This is a genomic window from Gordonia sp. Swx-4 (genome assembly GCF_030316175.1).
GTDB classification, from domain to species: Bacteria; Actinomycetota; Actinomycetes; order Mycobacteriales; family Mycobacteriaceae; genus Gordonia; species Gordonia alkanivorans.
This window is the reverse complement of the sequence record NZ_CP128197.1, coordinates 4,957,786-4,974,441: the sequence shown is the minus strand read 5'-3', so window position 1 is coordinate 4,974,441 and position 16,656 is coordinate 4,957,786. Positions and strand designations below refer to the sequence as shown.

At 67.5% G+C, this 16,656-nt stretch carries 14 protein-coding genes; 5 read left to right on the top strand and 9 right to left on the bottom strand.

Features of this window, described 5'->3' with window-relative positions; all coding sequences use genetic code 11:
- Positions 1-36 precede the first annotated feature (36 nt).
- From PWF70_RS22510 to PWF70_RS22495, 4 genes are all read right to left on the bottom strand, one after another.
- Entirely contained in the window at positions 37-837 is an 801-nt protein-coding gene (locus tag PWF70_RS22510) for a family 1 encapsulin nanocompartment shell protein (protein ID WP_280072668.1), read from the bottom strand.
- A 50-nt stretch (positions 838-887) separates the two neighbouring features.
- The gene (locus tag PWF70_RS22505; protein WP_127962152.1) at positions 888-1,892 is read right to left on the bottom strand and encodes a Dyp-type peroxidase; all 1,005 of its coding nucleotides are present in this window, start codon (positions 1,890-1,892) and stop codon (positions 888-890) included.
- A 115-nt stretch (positions 1,893-2,007) separates the two neighbouring features.
- Positions 2,008-3,669 (bottom strand): FAD-binding dehydrogenase, encoded by a 1,662-nt coding sequence (locus PWF70_RS22500; protein WP_035753677.1) that lies wholly within the window; start codon positions 3,667-3,669, stop codon positions 2,008-2,010.
- Positions 3,670-3,744: 75 nt separating this feature from the next.
- A complete protein-coding gene (locus PWF70_RS22495; protein ID WP_075863723.1) occupies positions 3,745-5,223 on the bottom strand; it encodes an amidase in 1,479 nt (492 codons plus the stop codon).
- Between the two features lie 410 nt (positions 5,224-5,633).
- On the opposite strand from PWF70_RS22495, the gene PWF70_RS22490 reads away from it, so the two are divergent.
- Positions 5,634-6,596, top strand: a complete 963-nt coding sequence (locus PWF70_RS22490; protein WP_006358027.1) for an alpha/beta hydrolase — start codon at positions 5,634-5,636, stop codon at positions 6,594-6,596.
- Positions 6,597-6,917: 321 nt separating this feature from the next.
- Here the strand turns inward: PWF70_RS22490 and pgfA are convergent, their stop codons facing one another.
- Positions 6,918-8,276: a cell envelope lipid trafficking protein PgfA gene (pgfA, locus tag PWF70_RS22485; protein WP_035753681.1), complete on the bottom strand. Its 1,359-nt coding sequence runs from the start codon at positions 8,274-8,276 to the stop codon at positions 6,918-6,920.
- A gap of 104 nt (positions 8,277-8,380) precedes the next feature.
- Positions 8,381-9,757 (bottom strand): ABC1 kinase family protein, encoded by a 1,377-nt coding sequence (locus PWF70_RS22480; protein WP_035753683.1) that lies wholly within the window; start codon positions 9,755-9,757, stop codon positions 8,381-8,383.
- 199 nt (positions 9,758-9,956) lie between these two features.
- Between PWF70_RS22480 and PWF70_RS22475 the strand changes: the two genes are divergently transcribed.
- Complete coding sequence (locus PWF70_RS22475; protein WP_006358024.1) at positions 9,957-11,000, top strand: NAD(P)-dependent alcohol dehydrogenase; 1,044 nt, start codon at positions 9,957-9,959, stop codon at positions 10,998-11,000.
- Between the two features lie 297 nt (positions 11,001-11,297).
- Here the strand turns inward: PWF70_RS22475 and PWF70_RS22470 are convergent, their stop codons facing one another.
- Complete coding sequence (locus PWF70_RS22470; RefSeq protein ID WP_035753689.1) at positions 11,298-11,543, bottom strand: DUF6480 family protein; 246 nt, start codon at positions 11,541-11,543, stop codon at positions 11,298-11,300.
- 140 nt (positions 11,544-11,683) lie between these two features.
- On the opposite strand from PWF70_RS22470, the gene PWF70_RS22465 reads away from it, so the two are divergent.
- The 3 genes from PWF70_RS22465 (at position 11,684) to PWF70_RS22455 (ending at position 14,534) form a co-directional block, all read left to right on the top strand.
- Positions 11,684-11,890, top strand: coding sequence for a hypothetical protein (locus PWF70_RS22465; protein ID WP_006358022.1), 207 nt, complete (start codon positions 11,684-11,686; stop codon positions 11,888-11,890).
- A gap of 75 nt (positions 11,891-11,965) precedes the next feature.
- Positions 11,966-13,015, top strand: coding sequence for a hypothetical protein (locus tag PWF70_RS22460; RefSeq protein WP_035753692.1), 1,050 nt, complete (start codon positions 11,966-11,968; stop codon positions 13,013-13,015).
- 49 nt (positions 13,016-13,064) lie between these two features.
- Positions 13,065-14,534 (top strand): aminotransferase class I/II-fold pyridoxal phosphate-dependent enzyme, encoded by a 1,470-nt coding sequence (locus PWF70_RS22455; protein WP_035753828.1) that lies wholly within the window; start codon positions 13,065-13,067, stop codon positions 14,532-14,534.
- A 53-nt stretch (positions 14,535-14,587) separates the two neighbouring features.
- On the opposite strand, the gene PWF70_RS22450 is transcribed toward PWF70_RS22455, so the two are convergent.
- A complete protein-coding gene (locus tag PWF70_RS22450) occupies positions 14,588-15,022 on the bottom strand; it encodes an SRPBCC family protein (protein WP_006358018.1) in 435 nt (144 codons plus the stop codon).
- Between the two features lie 14 nt (positions 15,023-15,036).
- Positions 15,037-16,632, bottom strand: a complete 1,596-nt coding sequence (locus tag PWF70_RS22445; protein WP_035753694.1) for a phytoene desaturase family protein — start codon at positions 16,630-16,632, stop codon at positions 15,037-15,039.
- Positions 16,633-16,656: the final 24 nt, after the last annotated feature.

The window sequence follows — 16,656 nt, the reverse complement described above, 5'->3', positions numbered from 1 at the left end:
GCCTCCGCTAAAGGGCGAACGTCGGTCTCCCGTCGATCAGCCGCCGAACAACGCGACGGCCGCCTCCCCGGTGTGGGTGAGGTAGGTGAACGATTCCTGGAAGTAGAGGTTCACCACGTCGGCGTCGTGGGAGTCGTAGCCGATCGACACGTCCTGCCCGATCGTCAGTTCGAAGTCGCCGCCGCGGGTGCTCATGACGAATGCGCCGCGGATCGCCGGCGCCCACACGATGTCCCCGTCGAGGAGCCGCTGGATGTGCTGGCGGATGGGGTATCCGTGGTTCGACGTCTCGTTGACCTGCGTGTACACGTCGGCCGACATGGCGACGGAGTACGGCCCGTCGACAGAGGCGAGCCGCAGCGTGGTCAATGCCTGGCTGACGGCCTCCGGGTAGTCGCGGACGTCCTCGGGCAGCTGGATCGGGGTCGCGGTGGCCTCGGAGCGGATGCCGGTGATCGACGCCGCCGCGTAACCCTCGAAGATCGCGCGGTCCTCGGCGAGCGCGAGTTGGCGTGCGGCCTCGACGACCGGGTCCCAGTCGGAGTCCTGCGCACCGCGATCCACATCGTCGATGGCCTCCCGCGAGACGGTGAACGGCACCTTCAACTCGACCAGCGACTGCGTCCGCCTGATGAACGCCTGGATGCCGTCGGCCGGCGAGTCGATCTTGCTGCGATGGCCCAGCGTCACCGCGGCCGTGTCGGCCCCCATCGGGCCCCTCACGTCGACGAGCCGGCGGCCGGCGATGTTCCGCTTGAACGACCGGGTCGCCTCCTCCTCGATCTCCGCCCACGCGGCATCGGAGATGGGAGCGAGCTCGCGGTGCAGGTTGTTCATGGTGGCCTCCTGGTGCGGTGGTGTCGGGCGATGGTCTGTCTGTGGTGGCGCTAGTGCAGGGAACCGATCCCCAGGGAACCGTCGGTGCGGCGGGCCGGGGCCGCGACGGTGGGCTCGACTGTGCCGGGTGCGGGCGGCAGGTCCTCGAGGAAGTCGAGGGTCGGGGTGAAGAACTGCGACCCGGTGACAGCGGTGGTGAAGTCGAGGAGGCGGTCGTAGGTACCCGGCGGATCGCCGATGAACATCTTGCGCAGCATCTCCTCGGTGACGTCGGGGCCGGCGGAGTAGGCGATGTAGAAGGTGCCGTTCTCGCCGTTCCCGGAGACGTCGCCGTAGGGCATGTTGTCGCGGACGACGTCGATCTCCTCGCCGTTCTCGTCCTCGACCTTGTTGAGCGCGATGTGGGAGTTGGGGGGTTTCACGTCGTCGGACATCTCGACGTTGTCGAGCTTGGTGCGCCCGATCGCGGCTTCCTGCTCACTCGTGCTCAGGTCGTTCCACGACGAGAGGTCGTGGACGTAGCGCTGGATGGCGACGTAGCTGCCGCCGGCGAAGGCGGGGTCCTCGTCTCCCACCGTGATCGCGTCGATCGCTGCCTGTCCCACGGGGTTCTCGGTGCCGTCGACGAATCCGATGAGGTCGCGCAGGTCGAAGTAGCGGAAGCCGTGCACTTCGTCGACGACGGTCACCGCGTCGCCGAGGGCGTCGGTGATGAGGCGGCCGAGCTCGAAGCACAGGTCCATCTGGTCCGACTTGATGTGGACCAGCAGATCCGCAGGGGTCGCCGGCGCGGTGTGGACCGCGCCCTCGTAGGGGACGAAAGGCCGCAGCGAACGCGGGCGGGGGCCGTCGAACAGCCGGTCCCATGCCTCCGAGCCGAGCGAGACGATGCCGGCCAACGCCGCCTCCGGGGCGCGCGAGGACACCGCGTTGTTCAGTCCCGGGATCTCCTCCAGCACATCACGAACCGTGTCCTCGCCACCGTCGTTGATGGTGAGGACGAGAAAGATCGCCGACTTGGTCTTACGCGTCAGGATCGTCTGCGGCACGGGCACGCCCAATACCCTAGCCGACCCATGTCCGAAATGGGATCGCCGACCGTGCCGTCAAAAAGTAGGGCAGGCAACCCTTTTCGGAGCCGTCCCGAACCGCCGTGCCGGGACGTCGAGATCAGCTGCGCGCGACGGCCCTTCCGGCGGCACGTCCGGAGAAGATGCACCCGCCCAGGAAGGTGCCCTCGAGGGCGTTGTAGCCGTGCACACCGCCGCCGCCGAAACCCGCGACCTCGCCGGCCGCGAACAGGCCGTCGAACGCGCTGCCGTCGGGTCGCAGCACCTGCGAGTCGAGGTTGGTCTCGAGTCCGCCGAGGGTTTTGCGGGTGAGGACGTTGAGCCGCACCGCGATCAGCGGGCCGTGCGCGGGGTCGAGGATCCGGTGGGGCTTGGCCACCCGAACGATCCTGTCGCCGATGAACTGTCGGGCGTTGTTGATCGCCATCAGCTGGGCGTCCTTGGAGAACTTGTTCTCCACCTCGGCGTCGCGGGCGGAGATGACGCGTTCGATGTGCGCGAGATCGAGCTCGGGGCCGCGGGCGATCGCGTTCATCCCGCTGACCAGCTCGGGCAGGTTGTCGGCGACGACGAAGTCGATGCCGTTGCGCACGAAGGCATCCACCGGCCCGGCGGCACCCTTGGCGAGTCGGCTCTTCGCGGCCAGCTTGAGGTCCTTGGAGGTGATGTCGGGGTTCTGTTCGGAACCCGAGAGCATGAACTCCTTCTCGACGATGGACTGGGTGAGGATGAACCACGAGTAGTCGTGGCCGGCGGCCAGGATCGCCTTCATCGTCGAGTTCGTGTCGAAGCCGGGAAAGTTCGGCGGCGCGAGGCGGTTGCCGTTGGCGTCGAGCCACAACGACGACGGTCCCGGGATGATCCGGATGGCGTGGTCCGGCCAGATCGGGTCCCAGTTGTGGATGCCCTCGGTGTAGTGCCACATGCGGTCGCGGTTGACGATGCTCGCACCGGCGTCCTCGCTGATCCCCAGCATGCGTCCGTCGACATGTGCCGGGACGCCGGAGATCATCGTCTTGGGTGCGGGGCCGAGACGGTCCACCGGCCAGTTCTTGCGGATGAGGTCATGGTTGTGGCCGATGCCGCCGGACGTCACGATGACCGCTCCGGCGCGAATCTCGAAGTCGCCCACCACATCGCGGTTCGACGCCTTGCCGCGTTCGAGGTCGGTCGGTGCGAGGGTGGCGCCCCGCACGCCTGCGGCGACGCCGTCTTCGATGATGAGTTCGTCGACGCGATGGCGGAACCGGAACTCGACGAGCCCTCGCTTCTCGGCCTCGAGGACCGGTTCGGCGAAGATCCGGACGACCTCGGGGCCGGTGCCCCAGGTGAGGTGGAAGCGTGGCACGGAATTGCCGTGCCCGTCGGCGAAGCCGCCACCGCGTTCGGCCCAGCCGACGATCGGGGTGATGCGCAGCCCGAGATCGTGCAGATACTGCCGCTTCTCGGTCGCCGCGAAGTCGACATAGGCCCGGGCCCACTGACGCGGCCAGTAGTCCTCGTCGTCGCGGTCGAATCCCGCCGACCCCATCCAGTCCTGCAGGGCGAGGTCCGCGGAGTCGGAGATGCCGAGCCTGCGCTGTTCGGGGGTGTCGACCATGAAGAGTCCGCCCAGCGACCAGAATGCCTGTCCGCCAAGATTGTTGCGGTTCTCCTGGTCGACGACCACCACGCGTCGTCCGGCCTTGGTGAGCTCATATGTCGCGACCAGACCCGCCAGACCCGCACCGACGACCACCGCGTCGGCCACCTGCTTCGTCACGACAACTCCTCACCGCGTCGATGTGCCGCCTGTCCCCACCCGGACACGCGCCCCAGAGAGAACATTAGCGCCGCGTCACACCGAGATGTCGGCGTACCGGTGGAACCACGGCGCGGCGTCTTCGAGGGATGCGGCGAGCGCCAGGAGATCACCGTCGGCGCCCAACCGGCCGACGAACTGGACCCCGAGCGGAAGCCCGGTCCCGGTCCAGTGCAGCGGCACACTGATCGCCGGACGTCCGGTCATGTTCGCCAGCTGCGTGTAGGGCACCCAGCCGAGGTTCTCCTCGATGAGCTGGTCGACGATCCCCACCCGCGACATCACCTTCCCCACGCGGGCGCGGGCCGCGAGCCGGGCCGCCCGCTGCAGGAGCGGCGGGGTCGTCATCGACCCGACGGCCGGCGGCGGAACGGCGAGGGTCGGGGTCAGGAGCAGGTCGTGCGTGTCGTGGAAGCGTTCGAGAGCGCGAACGTGGTGGTTGACGTGGTCGAGTGCCCGGAAGAGCGGCACGACCCCGGCCGCCCGGCCGATCTCGGCGAGGGCGAGCGTGTCCGCCTCGAAGTCGGCGTCCCCCGCGCCGGACAGGCGGCGTGCCTCGTCGACCTGGGCGGCCGCATTGGCGAACCAGATCTCGAGGAAGTCGCGTGCCAGCTCCGCGTCGTCGTGCGGCGGGTCCACCTCCTCGACATGGTGGCCGAGTTCGGTGAGCAGCTGCGCGGCGTGCTCGACGGCCGCGACCGCCTCGGGATGAGGTGCCGGGTTGATGGCCGAACGGGTGGTGAACCCGATCCGCAGCAGCCGCGGGGGAGTGGCGATCCGCGCCGTGAACGACTCGGTGTGGAGGGGTGCGGGATAGGTCGACGACGCGGTGGGCCCGATGATCGCGTCGTAGAGCGCGGCCGCATCGCGCACCGTGCGGGTCACGACGCCCTCGACGCCCATCCCGAAGAGCGGCTCGCCGGTGGCGGGTCCGAACGGCATCAGGCCGCGCGACGCCTTCAGTCCGACGAGTCCGGTACAGGCCGCCGGGATGCGGATGGAGCCGCCGCCGTCGTTGGCGCCGGCTGCGGGTACGACGCCGGCGGCCACGGCCGCAGCGCTGCCTCCGGATGAGCCGCCGGGGGTCACGTCGAGGTTCCAGGGGTTGCGCGCCGGACCCCACAGGTCGGATTCGGTGATCGCCTTGGAACCGAACTCCGGGGTGTTGGTCTTGCCGAAGACCACCAGCCCGGCGTCGAGGAAGCGCTGGACGACCGTCGCGTGCTCGGTGGCGACGTGCCGCGCCAGCGACCGGGAGCCGCGCGTCGTCGGATAGCCGCGGTAGTCCTGCGCGAGGTCCTTGATCAGGAAGGGAACGCCGGCGAACGGGCCGGTCAGCTCTGTGCGGGCCCGGTGGTCGGCCTCGGCCTCGATCGGGATGACGATCGCATTCAGGTCGGGGTTCACCGCGGCGGCACGGGCCCGCGCCAGGTCGAGGAGTTCGGCAGCCGTGACCTCACCCGATGCGACGAGCCCGGCGAGGGCGGTGGCGTCGGCGCCGAGGTATTCACCCATGTCCACGGCCCCGACCCTAATGAGTGCGGGGTCGGGGTGCGGCCTGGATGGCCGATACGGCTGCCTCGGTGATCGAGCTGATCCCCACATCACCGTTAACCACCCAAACGAATAACGGTGCGGTCGCGACAATTTCGTCCGTTCAAAGGGCAAAATCCGACACTTGTGCCGCATATGGGTCATATGAGCTGTTCACAATGAGGCAGATGTGACGCGCACCACTGCCCATCGGTGTCACGAAGGCCCGTCCAGCCTTTGCCGCGACGTTATCGTGCCGTTACACTTCACAACGACGGGTACCGCTCCTGACGGGGATCAATAGAATCCCCCTACGTATGACTTCCGCAGTACCCGGTAGGCAAGACCCAGAAGCGGCCGGCTCCGGCCGAGATCCAAAGGAAAACTGACGAATGCTGACTCGCGCCCGTAAGCGCCTCGTCGCCGGACTCGTGGCTCTCGTGGCCGTGTCAGGTGCCACGCTGGTCGCAGCTCCGCCGGCGTCCGCAGCCAATGGTTGCAACGTCGAGTACGTCCGCTCGAACGCCATGAACCGGACCGTGCCCGTGTGCATCGTCTCGGCTGGTGGCGGCGGACCGAAGCCGACGCTGTACCTCCTCGACGGCCTGCGTGCCCCCAACAACAACAGCGGTTGGCTCATCAACACCGATGTCGCCCGCTACATGGCGGGCAAGGGCACCAACGTCGCCATCCCGTTCGGCGGCGGCGGCAGCTTCTACACCGACTGGCAGTCCTTCGACCCCAAGCTCGGCAACAACAAGTGGGAGACCTTCCTGACCCGCGAGCTGCCGCGCTACATGGCCGCCCGCCATGGCAGCGACAACCGTCGCAACGGCATCGCCGGCCTGTCGATGTCGGGCACCTCGGCGCTCAACCTCGCGTCGCGTCACCCGGGCTTCTACCAAGCGGTGGCCTCCTACAGCGGCTACCCGACGGTCACCCTGCCGGGCTTCACCCAGGGCATCCAGGCCTCGGTCATCGAGATGGGCGGCAACCCGTCCAACATGTGGGGCTTCTACCCGGCCGGCAGCTGGTTCCAGAACGACCCGTTCCTGAGCGCGGGCAACCTGGCCGGCAAGCACGTCTACATCTCGTCCGGTAGCGGCGTCGGCAGCAAGTACGACTCGTCGGTCAACCCGACCAGCAGCAACTTCGACCCGGTCAAGTTCGCGCAGATGATCCCGCTGGAGGTCGCCGCGTCGACCAGCAGCCAGCTGTACGTCGGCCGCGTCGCGCTCGTTCCGGGCGTCAAGCTCACCACCCGGATCACCCCGGACGGTGCGCACTGGTGGGACTACTGGCAGAGCACCTTCAAGGAGTCGTGGGCCAAGACCTTCCGCCCGGCGTTCTTCTGAGCCGCGTAGGCGGTCTCGCAACTTCATAGAGACAACGGCAAGGGCCGGTGACCTTCGGGTCACCGGCCCTTGTTGTTGTGCGGGTGGCATGCGGCCCGGAGCTTGCGGAGCCTCTCGTCCGGCTCCCTGAGGAGGTCCCGGAGCTTGCGGAGGGGCCGTCTCGAAGGGCTGGTGAGGGTTCGCGACGGGAGCGCCCGAGGGCAGATGCAGCGGAACGTATCGCCGACCGACACCTTTCGCTACATCTGCACCCATACGAAAACACCGCGGGTGCATCCGGTGATCCGGATGCACCCGCGGTGGTCGTTCTGGCAGCTGGCCCTACTCGGGCGGCGGCTGCTTGCGGAAGGAGCGCGTCGACGAGTCGTCGGCGGGCGGTTCGCCGCCGTCGACCTTCGGGATCTGCTCGGTCGGACGCTCCCACGGGTTGCCGGCCGACGATGCGGTACCGGCCGCCGGACCGTCCCGCTTGATCATGGAAGTCCGGCGGTCATCTGCGGCGGGCGCGGTGGCAGCCGGGCCTGCGGTGGCCACGGCGGCGTCGTCGCGACGTCCGCGGAAGAACATGAAGGCCGCAAGCGCCAGCATGATCACGCCGAGCACGCCGAGGACGATCGGCAGCCAGAAGCCCAGGAGCTTCAGCTGCGTCACGTATCCGCTGGCGGTGTCGGCCTGCTTGGTGACGATCCCGTCGGCCCACTTGAAGGTGCCCTTCAGCGCGTCCATGCGGAAGTTGCGGACGACCTCGGGGTTGGACTCGCTCTGGTCGGGCGACTTGAAGTACTGGTGCTGATCCTCACGGCCGTCGACGATGGTGCCGGTGATCGGCTCGACGTAGACGTGGCGCACCGCCGCAGCGTGGCGGTGCATCGTGATCGGATCGTTCGGGCGGACGCCCTGACCGCTGATGCCCCACCACTTGGCAGGCATCGTCAGCATGGTGCCGAGGGCGGCTTCGCCCTGGGCGTTCGGCAGGCTCGACAGGTCCTTCTCCGGGACGTCGCAGGCGAAGTGAAGGGTCTTGATGCCCTTGATCTCGACCTCGTCCTGGAACTTCGCGGTGCAGTCCTGGCGGGTGTTGAGGTCGTAGTAGAGGTAGTCGCGCTGCTGGACGTCGAACCCGAACTTGTACTGGAAGCCCTTGCGGTTGTCCAGGGCGACCGAGACGTCGTTGACGTTGCCGCCCGGCGGCACGGCCTCGAGCTGCAGCGAACTCACGGCACCGTTGGGGACCGACGTCTTGCGGTTCACCGACACGCGGTCGATGCTCGCGGTGAGCAGGCCGTCCTTACAGGTACGGGTCTCGCCGGCAGCGGCGACGGTGGGCTCGGTCTCCTGACCGTCGGCGTCGCGCAGGCGGTCGATCAGGACGGTCTGCGCGGACTGCAGAGTCGCCTGGCGGCTGTCCGAAGGCTCGACGATCACCGAGCGGCGTTGCTGGGTGAGATGCGCCTCGAATGTGCGGGCACGATCCTCCGACACCGAGCAACGGTCGAAGATCACCGCCGGGAAGCGGTCACCGGTGGACCCGTCGGCGGCGACGGTCGTGGCATCCGAGGTGATGTCGAGGTCGAGGGGCACCACCTTCAGCGTCGGCACCAGGTACAGCGGGATGGCAAGGGCGACCGCGAGGAACGCGGCACCGAAAAAGGCCAGCAGTGCCGGCACGAAACGTCTCATGTGTGACTCCTGTGAATCAGCAGCGTAATCGGTATCACCCTAGCGGGCGTCTCGCGTTCCGTACGCGTCAGTAGGCCCGACATGCCGGGATTCGCGATCGTGCATCAGTTCGTGCGGGTCCGGTCGGCGCGCCGATCGCGTTCGGCCTCCTTCAGGATGCCGGCCATGTACCCGTAAATCTCTTTGTCGGACATCGCTTTCCACCTCGGGGCCAGGAGCTTCGTGTACTTCTCGACGTACAGCAGCTGTTTGCCGACCAGAACCAGCTCGCGGGGGAGTCGGGCGTCGTGGGCCTTGGCCACCGCGGCGAGCTGTCGGCCCAGGTCGGTGTAGGACATCGAGCCCAGATCGGTCGTCGACAACGGGGTCGTCACCTTCTTGATGTCCTCGGCGCCCTTGGTGGTCGACCCGGGCTTGTGCACGGCGCCGAGCAAGAAGATCGCTCGACCCGCGGATTCGTAGTCCGCGCGGACCACCAGGTCGACGACGAGCTGGCGGAGGATGCGACGGGTGCGGGGCGTGAACCGCCCGACGATGCCGAAGTCGAGCAGCACGATCTTCCCGGCGTCATCGACGAGGACGTTCCCGGCGTGCAGGTCGCCGTGGAAGAGACCGCCGTGGAATGCCGAGTCGAGCAGCGACAACAAGAGGTTGCGGCACAGCGCGACGCCGTCGTGCCCGGCCGCCCGGACCGCCGCGGCGTCGTCGATCCGGACGGCGTGGATGCGCTCCATCGTCAGCACGCGCGGCGTCGTGAACTCGTCGTAGACGCGCGGCACACGGACGCGGTCGCCGAAGGGGCCCGGCTGTAGGCATTCGAACCACTCGCGCATGGTGTCGGCCTCGATCCGAAAATCGAGTTCGGCGTCCAGACCGGCCGCGAAGTCCTCGACGACGTGGCGTGCACTGAGCATCCGGCCGTACTCGGAGATCTCGACGAGACCGGCGACCCTCTCGAGGATCGCGACGTCGGGGGCCAGGCGGTCGGCGATCCCGGGTCGCTGGATCTTGACGACCACCTCGTCGCCGCTGTGCAGGGTCGCGGTGTGGACCTGGGCGATAGACGCCGAGGCGATCGGCACCGGATCGAACTGTGCGAACACCTCTTCGGGCGGGCGGCCGAGTTCGGCGACGAACTGTGCGCGCATCGCGTCGGGATCGGCCGGCTTCACGCGGTCGAGCAGCGACTCGAATTCCGAGGAGAGGGCGTCGGAGAAGACGCCGGGACTGGAGGCGATGAGCTGCCCGAGCTTCACATACGTCGGGCCGAGATGTTCGAAGGTGGCGCGTAGTTCATGCGCGGCGCGCGCAGCACTGGGTGCGCGACCGCGCAGCGCGTCGCCTGCCGTGTGGAGGACGAAGCGTCCGAGGCCCGCAGCCGCGTGCGCAGTGGTCGTCCCGAATCGCGTGACCTCGGCGATGGGCGACACCGGGTGCAACTGCGTGCGCCGGCCGTCGTCGGCCGAGCTGTTGATAGTCACCGTCGGCCATTGTAACGATCATCGATGTCCGATCCAGTGTCTCCACGGGCTGCGTCGGGCTCCGACGTGCCGAGGTGGCGGAGACGCACGGACGACGGCAGACTTGTTCCGTGCCGACCCATGCGCCCTCGCGCATCGGTCCTTCGACCGCGAACAGTGTCGACACCCTCTAGCACCCCACCCCCTAGGAGATCCCCGTATGCCCACGACGGTCAACGCGTACATAGCCACGGCAGCGGATCGCCCGCTCGAACCGACCACGATCGAGCGACGCGACCTCGGGCCGAACGACGTCGCGATCGCCATCGCCTACGCCGGCATCTGCCACTCCGACATCCACACGGCGCGAAACGAGTGGAACGGCACCAAGTTCCCGGTGGTGCCGGGGCACGAGATCGCCGGTACGGTCTCGGCCGTCGGTGCAGGCGTCACCCGCTACGCCGTCGGCGATCGCGTCGGCGTCGGCTGCTTCGTCGACTCCTGTCGTGAATGCGAGCCGTGCCGCCTCGGTGAGGAGCAGTACTGCGAGCGGGGAAACACCGGAACCTACAACGCGACCGGCCGTGACGGGCAACGCACCCACGGTGGATACAGCACATCCATCGTCGTCGACGAGAACTATGTCTGCCGCATCCCGGAGGGCATCGCGCTCGACGTGGCGGCTCCGCTGCTGTGCGCCGGGATCACCCTGTATTCGCCGCTGCGACACTGGGAGGCGGGTCCCGGCAAGAAGGTGGCCGTCATCGGGCTCGGCGGTCTCGGACACGTCGGCGTCAAGATCGCGCACGCACTCGGCGCGGAGGTGACGGTCCTGTCGCAGTCGCTGAAGAAGATGGAGGACGGGCTGCGCCTGGGCGCCGACCACTACTACGCGACGAGTGATCCGCAGACCTTCCGCGAGTTGCGGGGGCGGTTCGACCTCATCCTCAACACCGTGTCGGCCAACCTCGACATCGGGAAATACCTCGGCATGCTCGCGCTCGACGGCACGCTCGTCGAACTCGGTCTGCCCGAACATCCGATCGAGGTCCCGGCGGGCGCGCTGATCGGCAAGCGCCGAAGCTTCTCCGGTTCGATGATCGGTGGGATCGCCCAGACCCAGGAGATGCTCGACTTCTGCGCCGAGCACGGTATCGGTGCCGAGATCGAGGTGATCTCCGCCGACCGGATCAACGAGGCGTACGACCGGGTGGTCGCCTCGGACGTGCGCTACCGGTTCGTCATCGACACGGCCACGCTCTGACCCGACGACTCGTCTCGGCCCGGTCCGCTCAACCGGCGGCCGGGCCGGATGTTTGATGTACTCGTTGCTGGGAATCCGTACGCGGAACAATCCGCACCAACCTCGAGGAGGCGGCCGCGCATGACGTCAACGGAACTCGCGCCGGTCGAGCAACGCACCGATGCGCCGCGACACGTCGAACTTCCCTTCACTCATGAGGGGGTGGGCGCGACACAGATGGTGCCCTGGCGCAACGGAATTCGGCACGACGCCAGGTCCTCGACGATCCTTCCCGATCGCCGACGGGCCGATCGGACCTCAGAAAACCATCGTGATGAGCCCGATGATGATCACCACCATCGCGATCACCAGCAGCCCGACGCCCAGCAATGCGCCGACCCCGCCGGCCGGGAAGCGTTTGGTCCGATCGGGTTGTTCGTGCGAAAGGCCTGACGTCTGAGGGGTATCGGGAGGGGTGTCGCCGGGCGCGACGCCGCCACCGGCCTCGAGGTCGGGTGTCCCCTCCGGTGCTGGGTCCATTGACTCGCGTGGTTCGTCTGACATGTCAGTCGCATACCCGCGTCACCGGGGTCCCACACTTCGAGTCCAGCGCGTGGGGCGTGGGGCGGCGTTTGGAACACGTCCGTACCGGGAAACCGGACATCTGACGGATACCCGAAAAGGATTGGTGGTGAAGGCCCTACATGTCCGAAGAGCTTCCGATGGAGCCGGCCGAGACCGGCACACCGGACCAGACACCCGACGACGCGCGCCGCAAGGTCGACGAACTCGAGGCGGAACACGTCGACGAACCCGATGAGAAGCCGACGTCGGCTGAACCGACATCCACATCCGACGACGAGGACGATCTCGAGGCACCTGCGTCCGGCGACCCCGAGCCGCCGGACTGACCAGCGCCGAGGAGGCCGTCGGTGGATTCCACAACCGTCGAGCGCCAGGAGGGCAGGAGTATCCCGAGTCTGCGCATGGTGGCCGAGCACGGGTTGCCGGAGACGCTGATCACCAACGGGGAAGACCGGATTCGCGGCATAGCCGAACGGTTCGGTATGGACTACCGCGGGGTCACGGTCACCCGTGACACAACACTTCAGATGACCCCGCGCGGTGATCTCGAGACCGTCTGGGGATCCGACCGGATTCCGGACGAGGTCGTGGTCTTCGTGACGGAGATGCCCCGTCTGTTCAGTGGGCTCGGTGGTGACACCCGTGCCCGGGACAGCGTCGTGCTGGCCGAACTCGACCGGGAACGCGGCGCCGCGGTGATCTCGCTGCCGGCGCTGGGGCCCTCGCCCCGCCGACGGCTGGGAAAACTGATCACGATGGTCGTGTCCGTGCTCAAGGATTCCTCGACCGAGCCGTTCGAACTGTCTCGCGGACTGGTGGTCGAACGGGACGGCGAGACGGAATACGTTGTGGCCCAGGGTCTTGTCTCGCGAGCGCTGCTGACGGCGGGGATGGTCCGCGGCAACCGGCCGTGGCGTCTGATCCCGATGCTCACGGGTATGACAGCAGCGGCGGCCGCGGCGGCGTCGTTCGGTGTCTTCTTCTCCACCATCTGGTCGATGGCCAACGCGCTCAGTCCGTGGCGCCTGGCCGCCATCTCCGTATTGTCGATGGTGCTGGCGACACTCTGGCTGATCGTCAACAACCGCCTCTGGGAGCGGACCACCGACACCTACCGGCCCCGCGCCCGCCTCTACAACACGGCCACGGTCTGCACCGTCGTCTTCAGCGCGGTGGTTCTCTACGTCGGCCTGTTCCTCGCGGTCCTCGTCGCCGCGATGACCGTCATCGACGAGACCTTCCTGTCCTCACAGCTCGGATTTCAAGCAGGACTGAACAATTACCTCAACCTCGCCTGGCTGGCGACCTCGATGGGGATCTTCGCCGGCGCGCTGGGGTCCAGCGCCGACAGCCACGACGACGTGCTCCGGGCGACGTACGGTTATCGAGAACGCCTGCGACGCCGCGCAGCGCAGTCGTCGCAGGGCGGCGAGATGAGCGAATCCCACTGACCCGCAGCATCGTGCTGCCACAAACTGATCGGAGTCCGACATGCCGTCTCTGGATCAATCTCGAGCTCCGCTCCTGGAAGCGCTCGACAAGTACCGTCGCAACAACCGATACGGCTACACGCCGCCCGGCCACCGGCAGGGGAGAGGCGTCGACGAGCGCACCCGTACCACGATCGGAGCGGCCGCGTTCGAATCGGATGTCCTCGCGTCCGGCGGCCTCGACGACAGGCGGATGTCCAACGCCTACTTGTCCGACGCCGAAGAGCTGATGGCGGATGCCGTCGGAGCCGAACTGGCATTCTTCTCCACCTGCGGCAGTTCGTTGTCGGTGAAGGCAGCGATGATGGCGGTGGCCGGCGGTGAAGGCGGTGAACTGCTCATCACCCGGGACGCGCACAAGTCGATCGTCGCCGGGTTGATCTTCTCCGGCCTTCGTCCACGGTGGGTGCGCCCGCGCTGGGACGAGAATCTCCACCTGACGCATCCGCCGTCGCCCGAGGAGGTACGCAAGGCGTGGGAGACGGATCCGCAGGCGGCCGGCCTCCTCATCGTCAGTCCGACGCCGTACGGCACCTGCGCGGACATCCGGGCGATCGCCGACGTGTGTCACGAGTACGGCAAGCCCTTGATCGTCGACGAGGCGTGGGGTGCGCACCTGCCGTTCCACGACGAGCTGCCTACGTGGGCAATGTATGCCGGAGCCGACCTGTGCGTCGTCAGCGTTCACAAGATGGGCGCGGGATTCGAACAGGGGTCGGTGTTCCACGTACAGGGGGACCTGATCGACCGCTCCCGGCTGTCCCAGTGTGCAGACCTGCTCATGACCACGAGCCCGAGTGTCCCGATTTACGCCGCGCTCGACGGTTGGCGCCGGAACATGGTCGAATCGGGTCGCGAAATCTTCGGTGGTGGATTGGAGTTGGCCCGACACATACGACGGAGCGTCGACGAGATGGAGGGTCTGATCGTGATGCACGACGAACTGCTCCACGAGGAGGCCAGTCACGATCTCGACGAGATGCAGGTCCTCATCGACGTCCGAGATCTCGGGGCCAGCGGCTATCAGTGTGCGGACTGGCTCCGAGCGCACCACTGCGTCGACGTCGGAATGAGTGACCACCGCCGTATCCTCGCCACCATCTCACACGCGGACGACGAGGACACCGCGGATCGGTTGCTCACCGCGCTGAGCGACCTCGCTTCCGCCGCAGGATCTTTCGATCACCCTCCGGCGATCCACCAACCGACTCCGGAGGAGCTGCAGCTGGAGACAAGGATGCTCCCGCGGGATGCGTTCTTCGGAGACACCGAGCGGGTACCACTCGACGACGCGCCGGGACATGTTGCCGCCGAACAGATCACGCCGTATCCCCCCGGCATCCCGGTGGTGGTCCCGGGCGAGGTGCTGAACGATGCGGTGGTCGAGTACCTGCGGACCGGCAAGAACGCAGGGATGAACCTGCCCGATGCCGCAGACGACGATCTGGACACCATCAAGGTCGTGTGCCGCCCTTCCTGATATCGAAGGGCGCAGACGCCATGTAGACGGTTACCCGCGAACGGCGGGGGAGGTCAGCTGGGTTGGCGCTCGGCGAGCATTGCCAGACGGGTCAGACACTCGTTCAGCCGGGGAGACATGACCGTCTGCTGCACAACCGGCGGAATCCATTTCAGTGGTGCGGTCTCGACGAACTCTTCCATACCGATGATCGAGCCGTTGCCGTCCTTCTCGATCGTCATCCGGATGCGGGCGCGACCGAAGGGCCAGCCGGCGGCGGAGAGCTCCAGCAGCCCGGCCTTGGATTCGCACGACGTGGTCTCGTCGTTGAGCAGCGCCGGCCAGACACCCACCGAGTGGTGGATCCTCGACCCGGCCTGAGGCCAGTTGGCATCGACGTCGCGGATGCGTGATGCGCCGACCACCCAGGAGGCGTAGAGCCAACCGTTGGACAGCACCGACCAGACCTGTGCGGGAGTTGCGGATGTGTGGCGTTCGACGCGATTCATGGAATGTTCTCCGTTCAGTCTTTGTCTCGGGACTTGGTGAGGTGTCTGCTGATGGTGCGGCTCAACGTCCGTCGTGGTAGCCCGCGCAGGCCGTCAGAGGCGAGGGCGGCGCGGGCGGCGTTGCTGCCGCAGGCGCCGTGGACTCCGCCTCCGGGATGTGCGGCTGACCCCGCGAGGTATAGGCGGTCCACGGGGGTCGTGGCGCCACCGAGGTTCGGCGTCGGCCGGAAGACCAACTGCTGGAACAGTTGTGCCGTACCGCCGTTCACCGTCCCGTGAACGAGGTTCGCGTTGGCGGTCTGCAGGTCGTGTGGGGTCTGCACGTGGCGGCCGACCATCATGTCCGAGACACCCGGAGCGTGTTCCTCGAGGACCTCGTCCATTCGAGCGGCGAGGAGTCGAGCGGCCTCGTCGTCGGTGACGCCACGGGGGAGATGGCTGTAAGACCACGCGCTCTCGGTGCCGGTAGGCGACCTCCCCGCGTCAGCCGTCGTCATCTGACCGAACAGCAGGAACGGGTGTTCCGGGATGTTGCCGGTCTCGATGTCGGCGGTGGAGTAGGCGATGTTGCGTGCGTCCGCCCCGAGATGCACGGTCCCCGCTCCGGTCAGATTCGAGCTGCGCCAGGGGATCTTCCCGTCGATCGCATAGTTCACCTTCACGACCGGGGTGTCCCAGACGAACCGCTGGAGGTCGTCGAGCACCCGCGCTGGCACGTCGGCTGGCGAGAGCAGTTCTGTGTAGAGCGCAGATGCCGAGACGTCGGCGAGGACGGCCCGATCGGCCTTCCACCGCCGTCCGCCGCGGTCGACGACGCCGACCGCCCGGCCGCCCCGGACATCGATCCAGGAGACTCGGCTGCCGCAATGTATCTGTGCACCAGCACTCTCTGCGCGACGCCGGAGTGCGGCCGAGAGGGCGCTCGCCCCACCGACTGGAACCGGGTATCCGGTGTCCTGACCCAACATGGTCAGCAGGTATCCCATCACGCCGCTCCCCGGTGCTTGAAGGGGGATGTCGGCATGCAATGCGTTGCCCAGGATGAGTAATCCGGCCTTCTCGCTGCGGAAGAGCTCTCGCACCATCTGGTCGGCCGGGAGCACCAGGAACCGCGCGAGACGCAGTGCTTCCGCGGTGCCGATCGAGCGCAGGAGGGACAGGACCGCGCGAACCGGCGGAAACGGCCCGAAGAGGGTGTTGAGGATGGCGGGTCGGAGCGTCTCCCATTGACCGACCAGATCGAGCCAGGCCTGGCCGTCGCGGCGGTCGAAGGTGGCAAGGTGGGCTGCGGTGTCGGCGGCGTCGGGGTGGATGACCGGGGCGTCGTCGTCCTCGGGGCCGGCCGGGTGGCCGAACGCCAGCGGTGCCCGGCTCCACTTCAGGCCGTGTTCGTCGAGTGCGAGGTCGGTGAACACGGGGGAGGCGACCGCAAGAGGATAGAAAGCGCTGAACAGATCGGTGACATAACCGGGGGTCAGCTCGGCACTCTTGATCGCGCCGCCGACCTCGGGGGCGGCTTCGAGGACCGTGACGTCCCAGCCGGCGTCGGCCAGCCTGATGGCGGAGATGAGCCCGTTGTGTCCGGCGCCGACCACGACCGCGTCCGACACTCGCCCCAACTCCCTTCGCTGCTA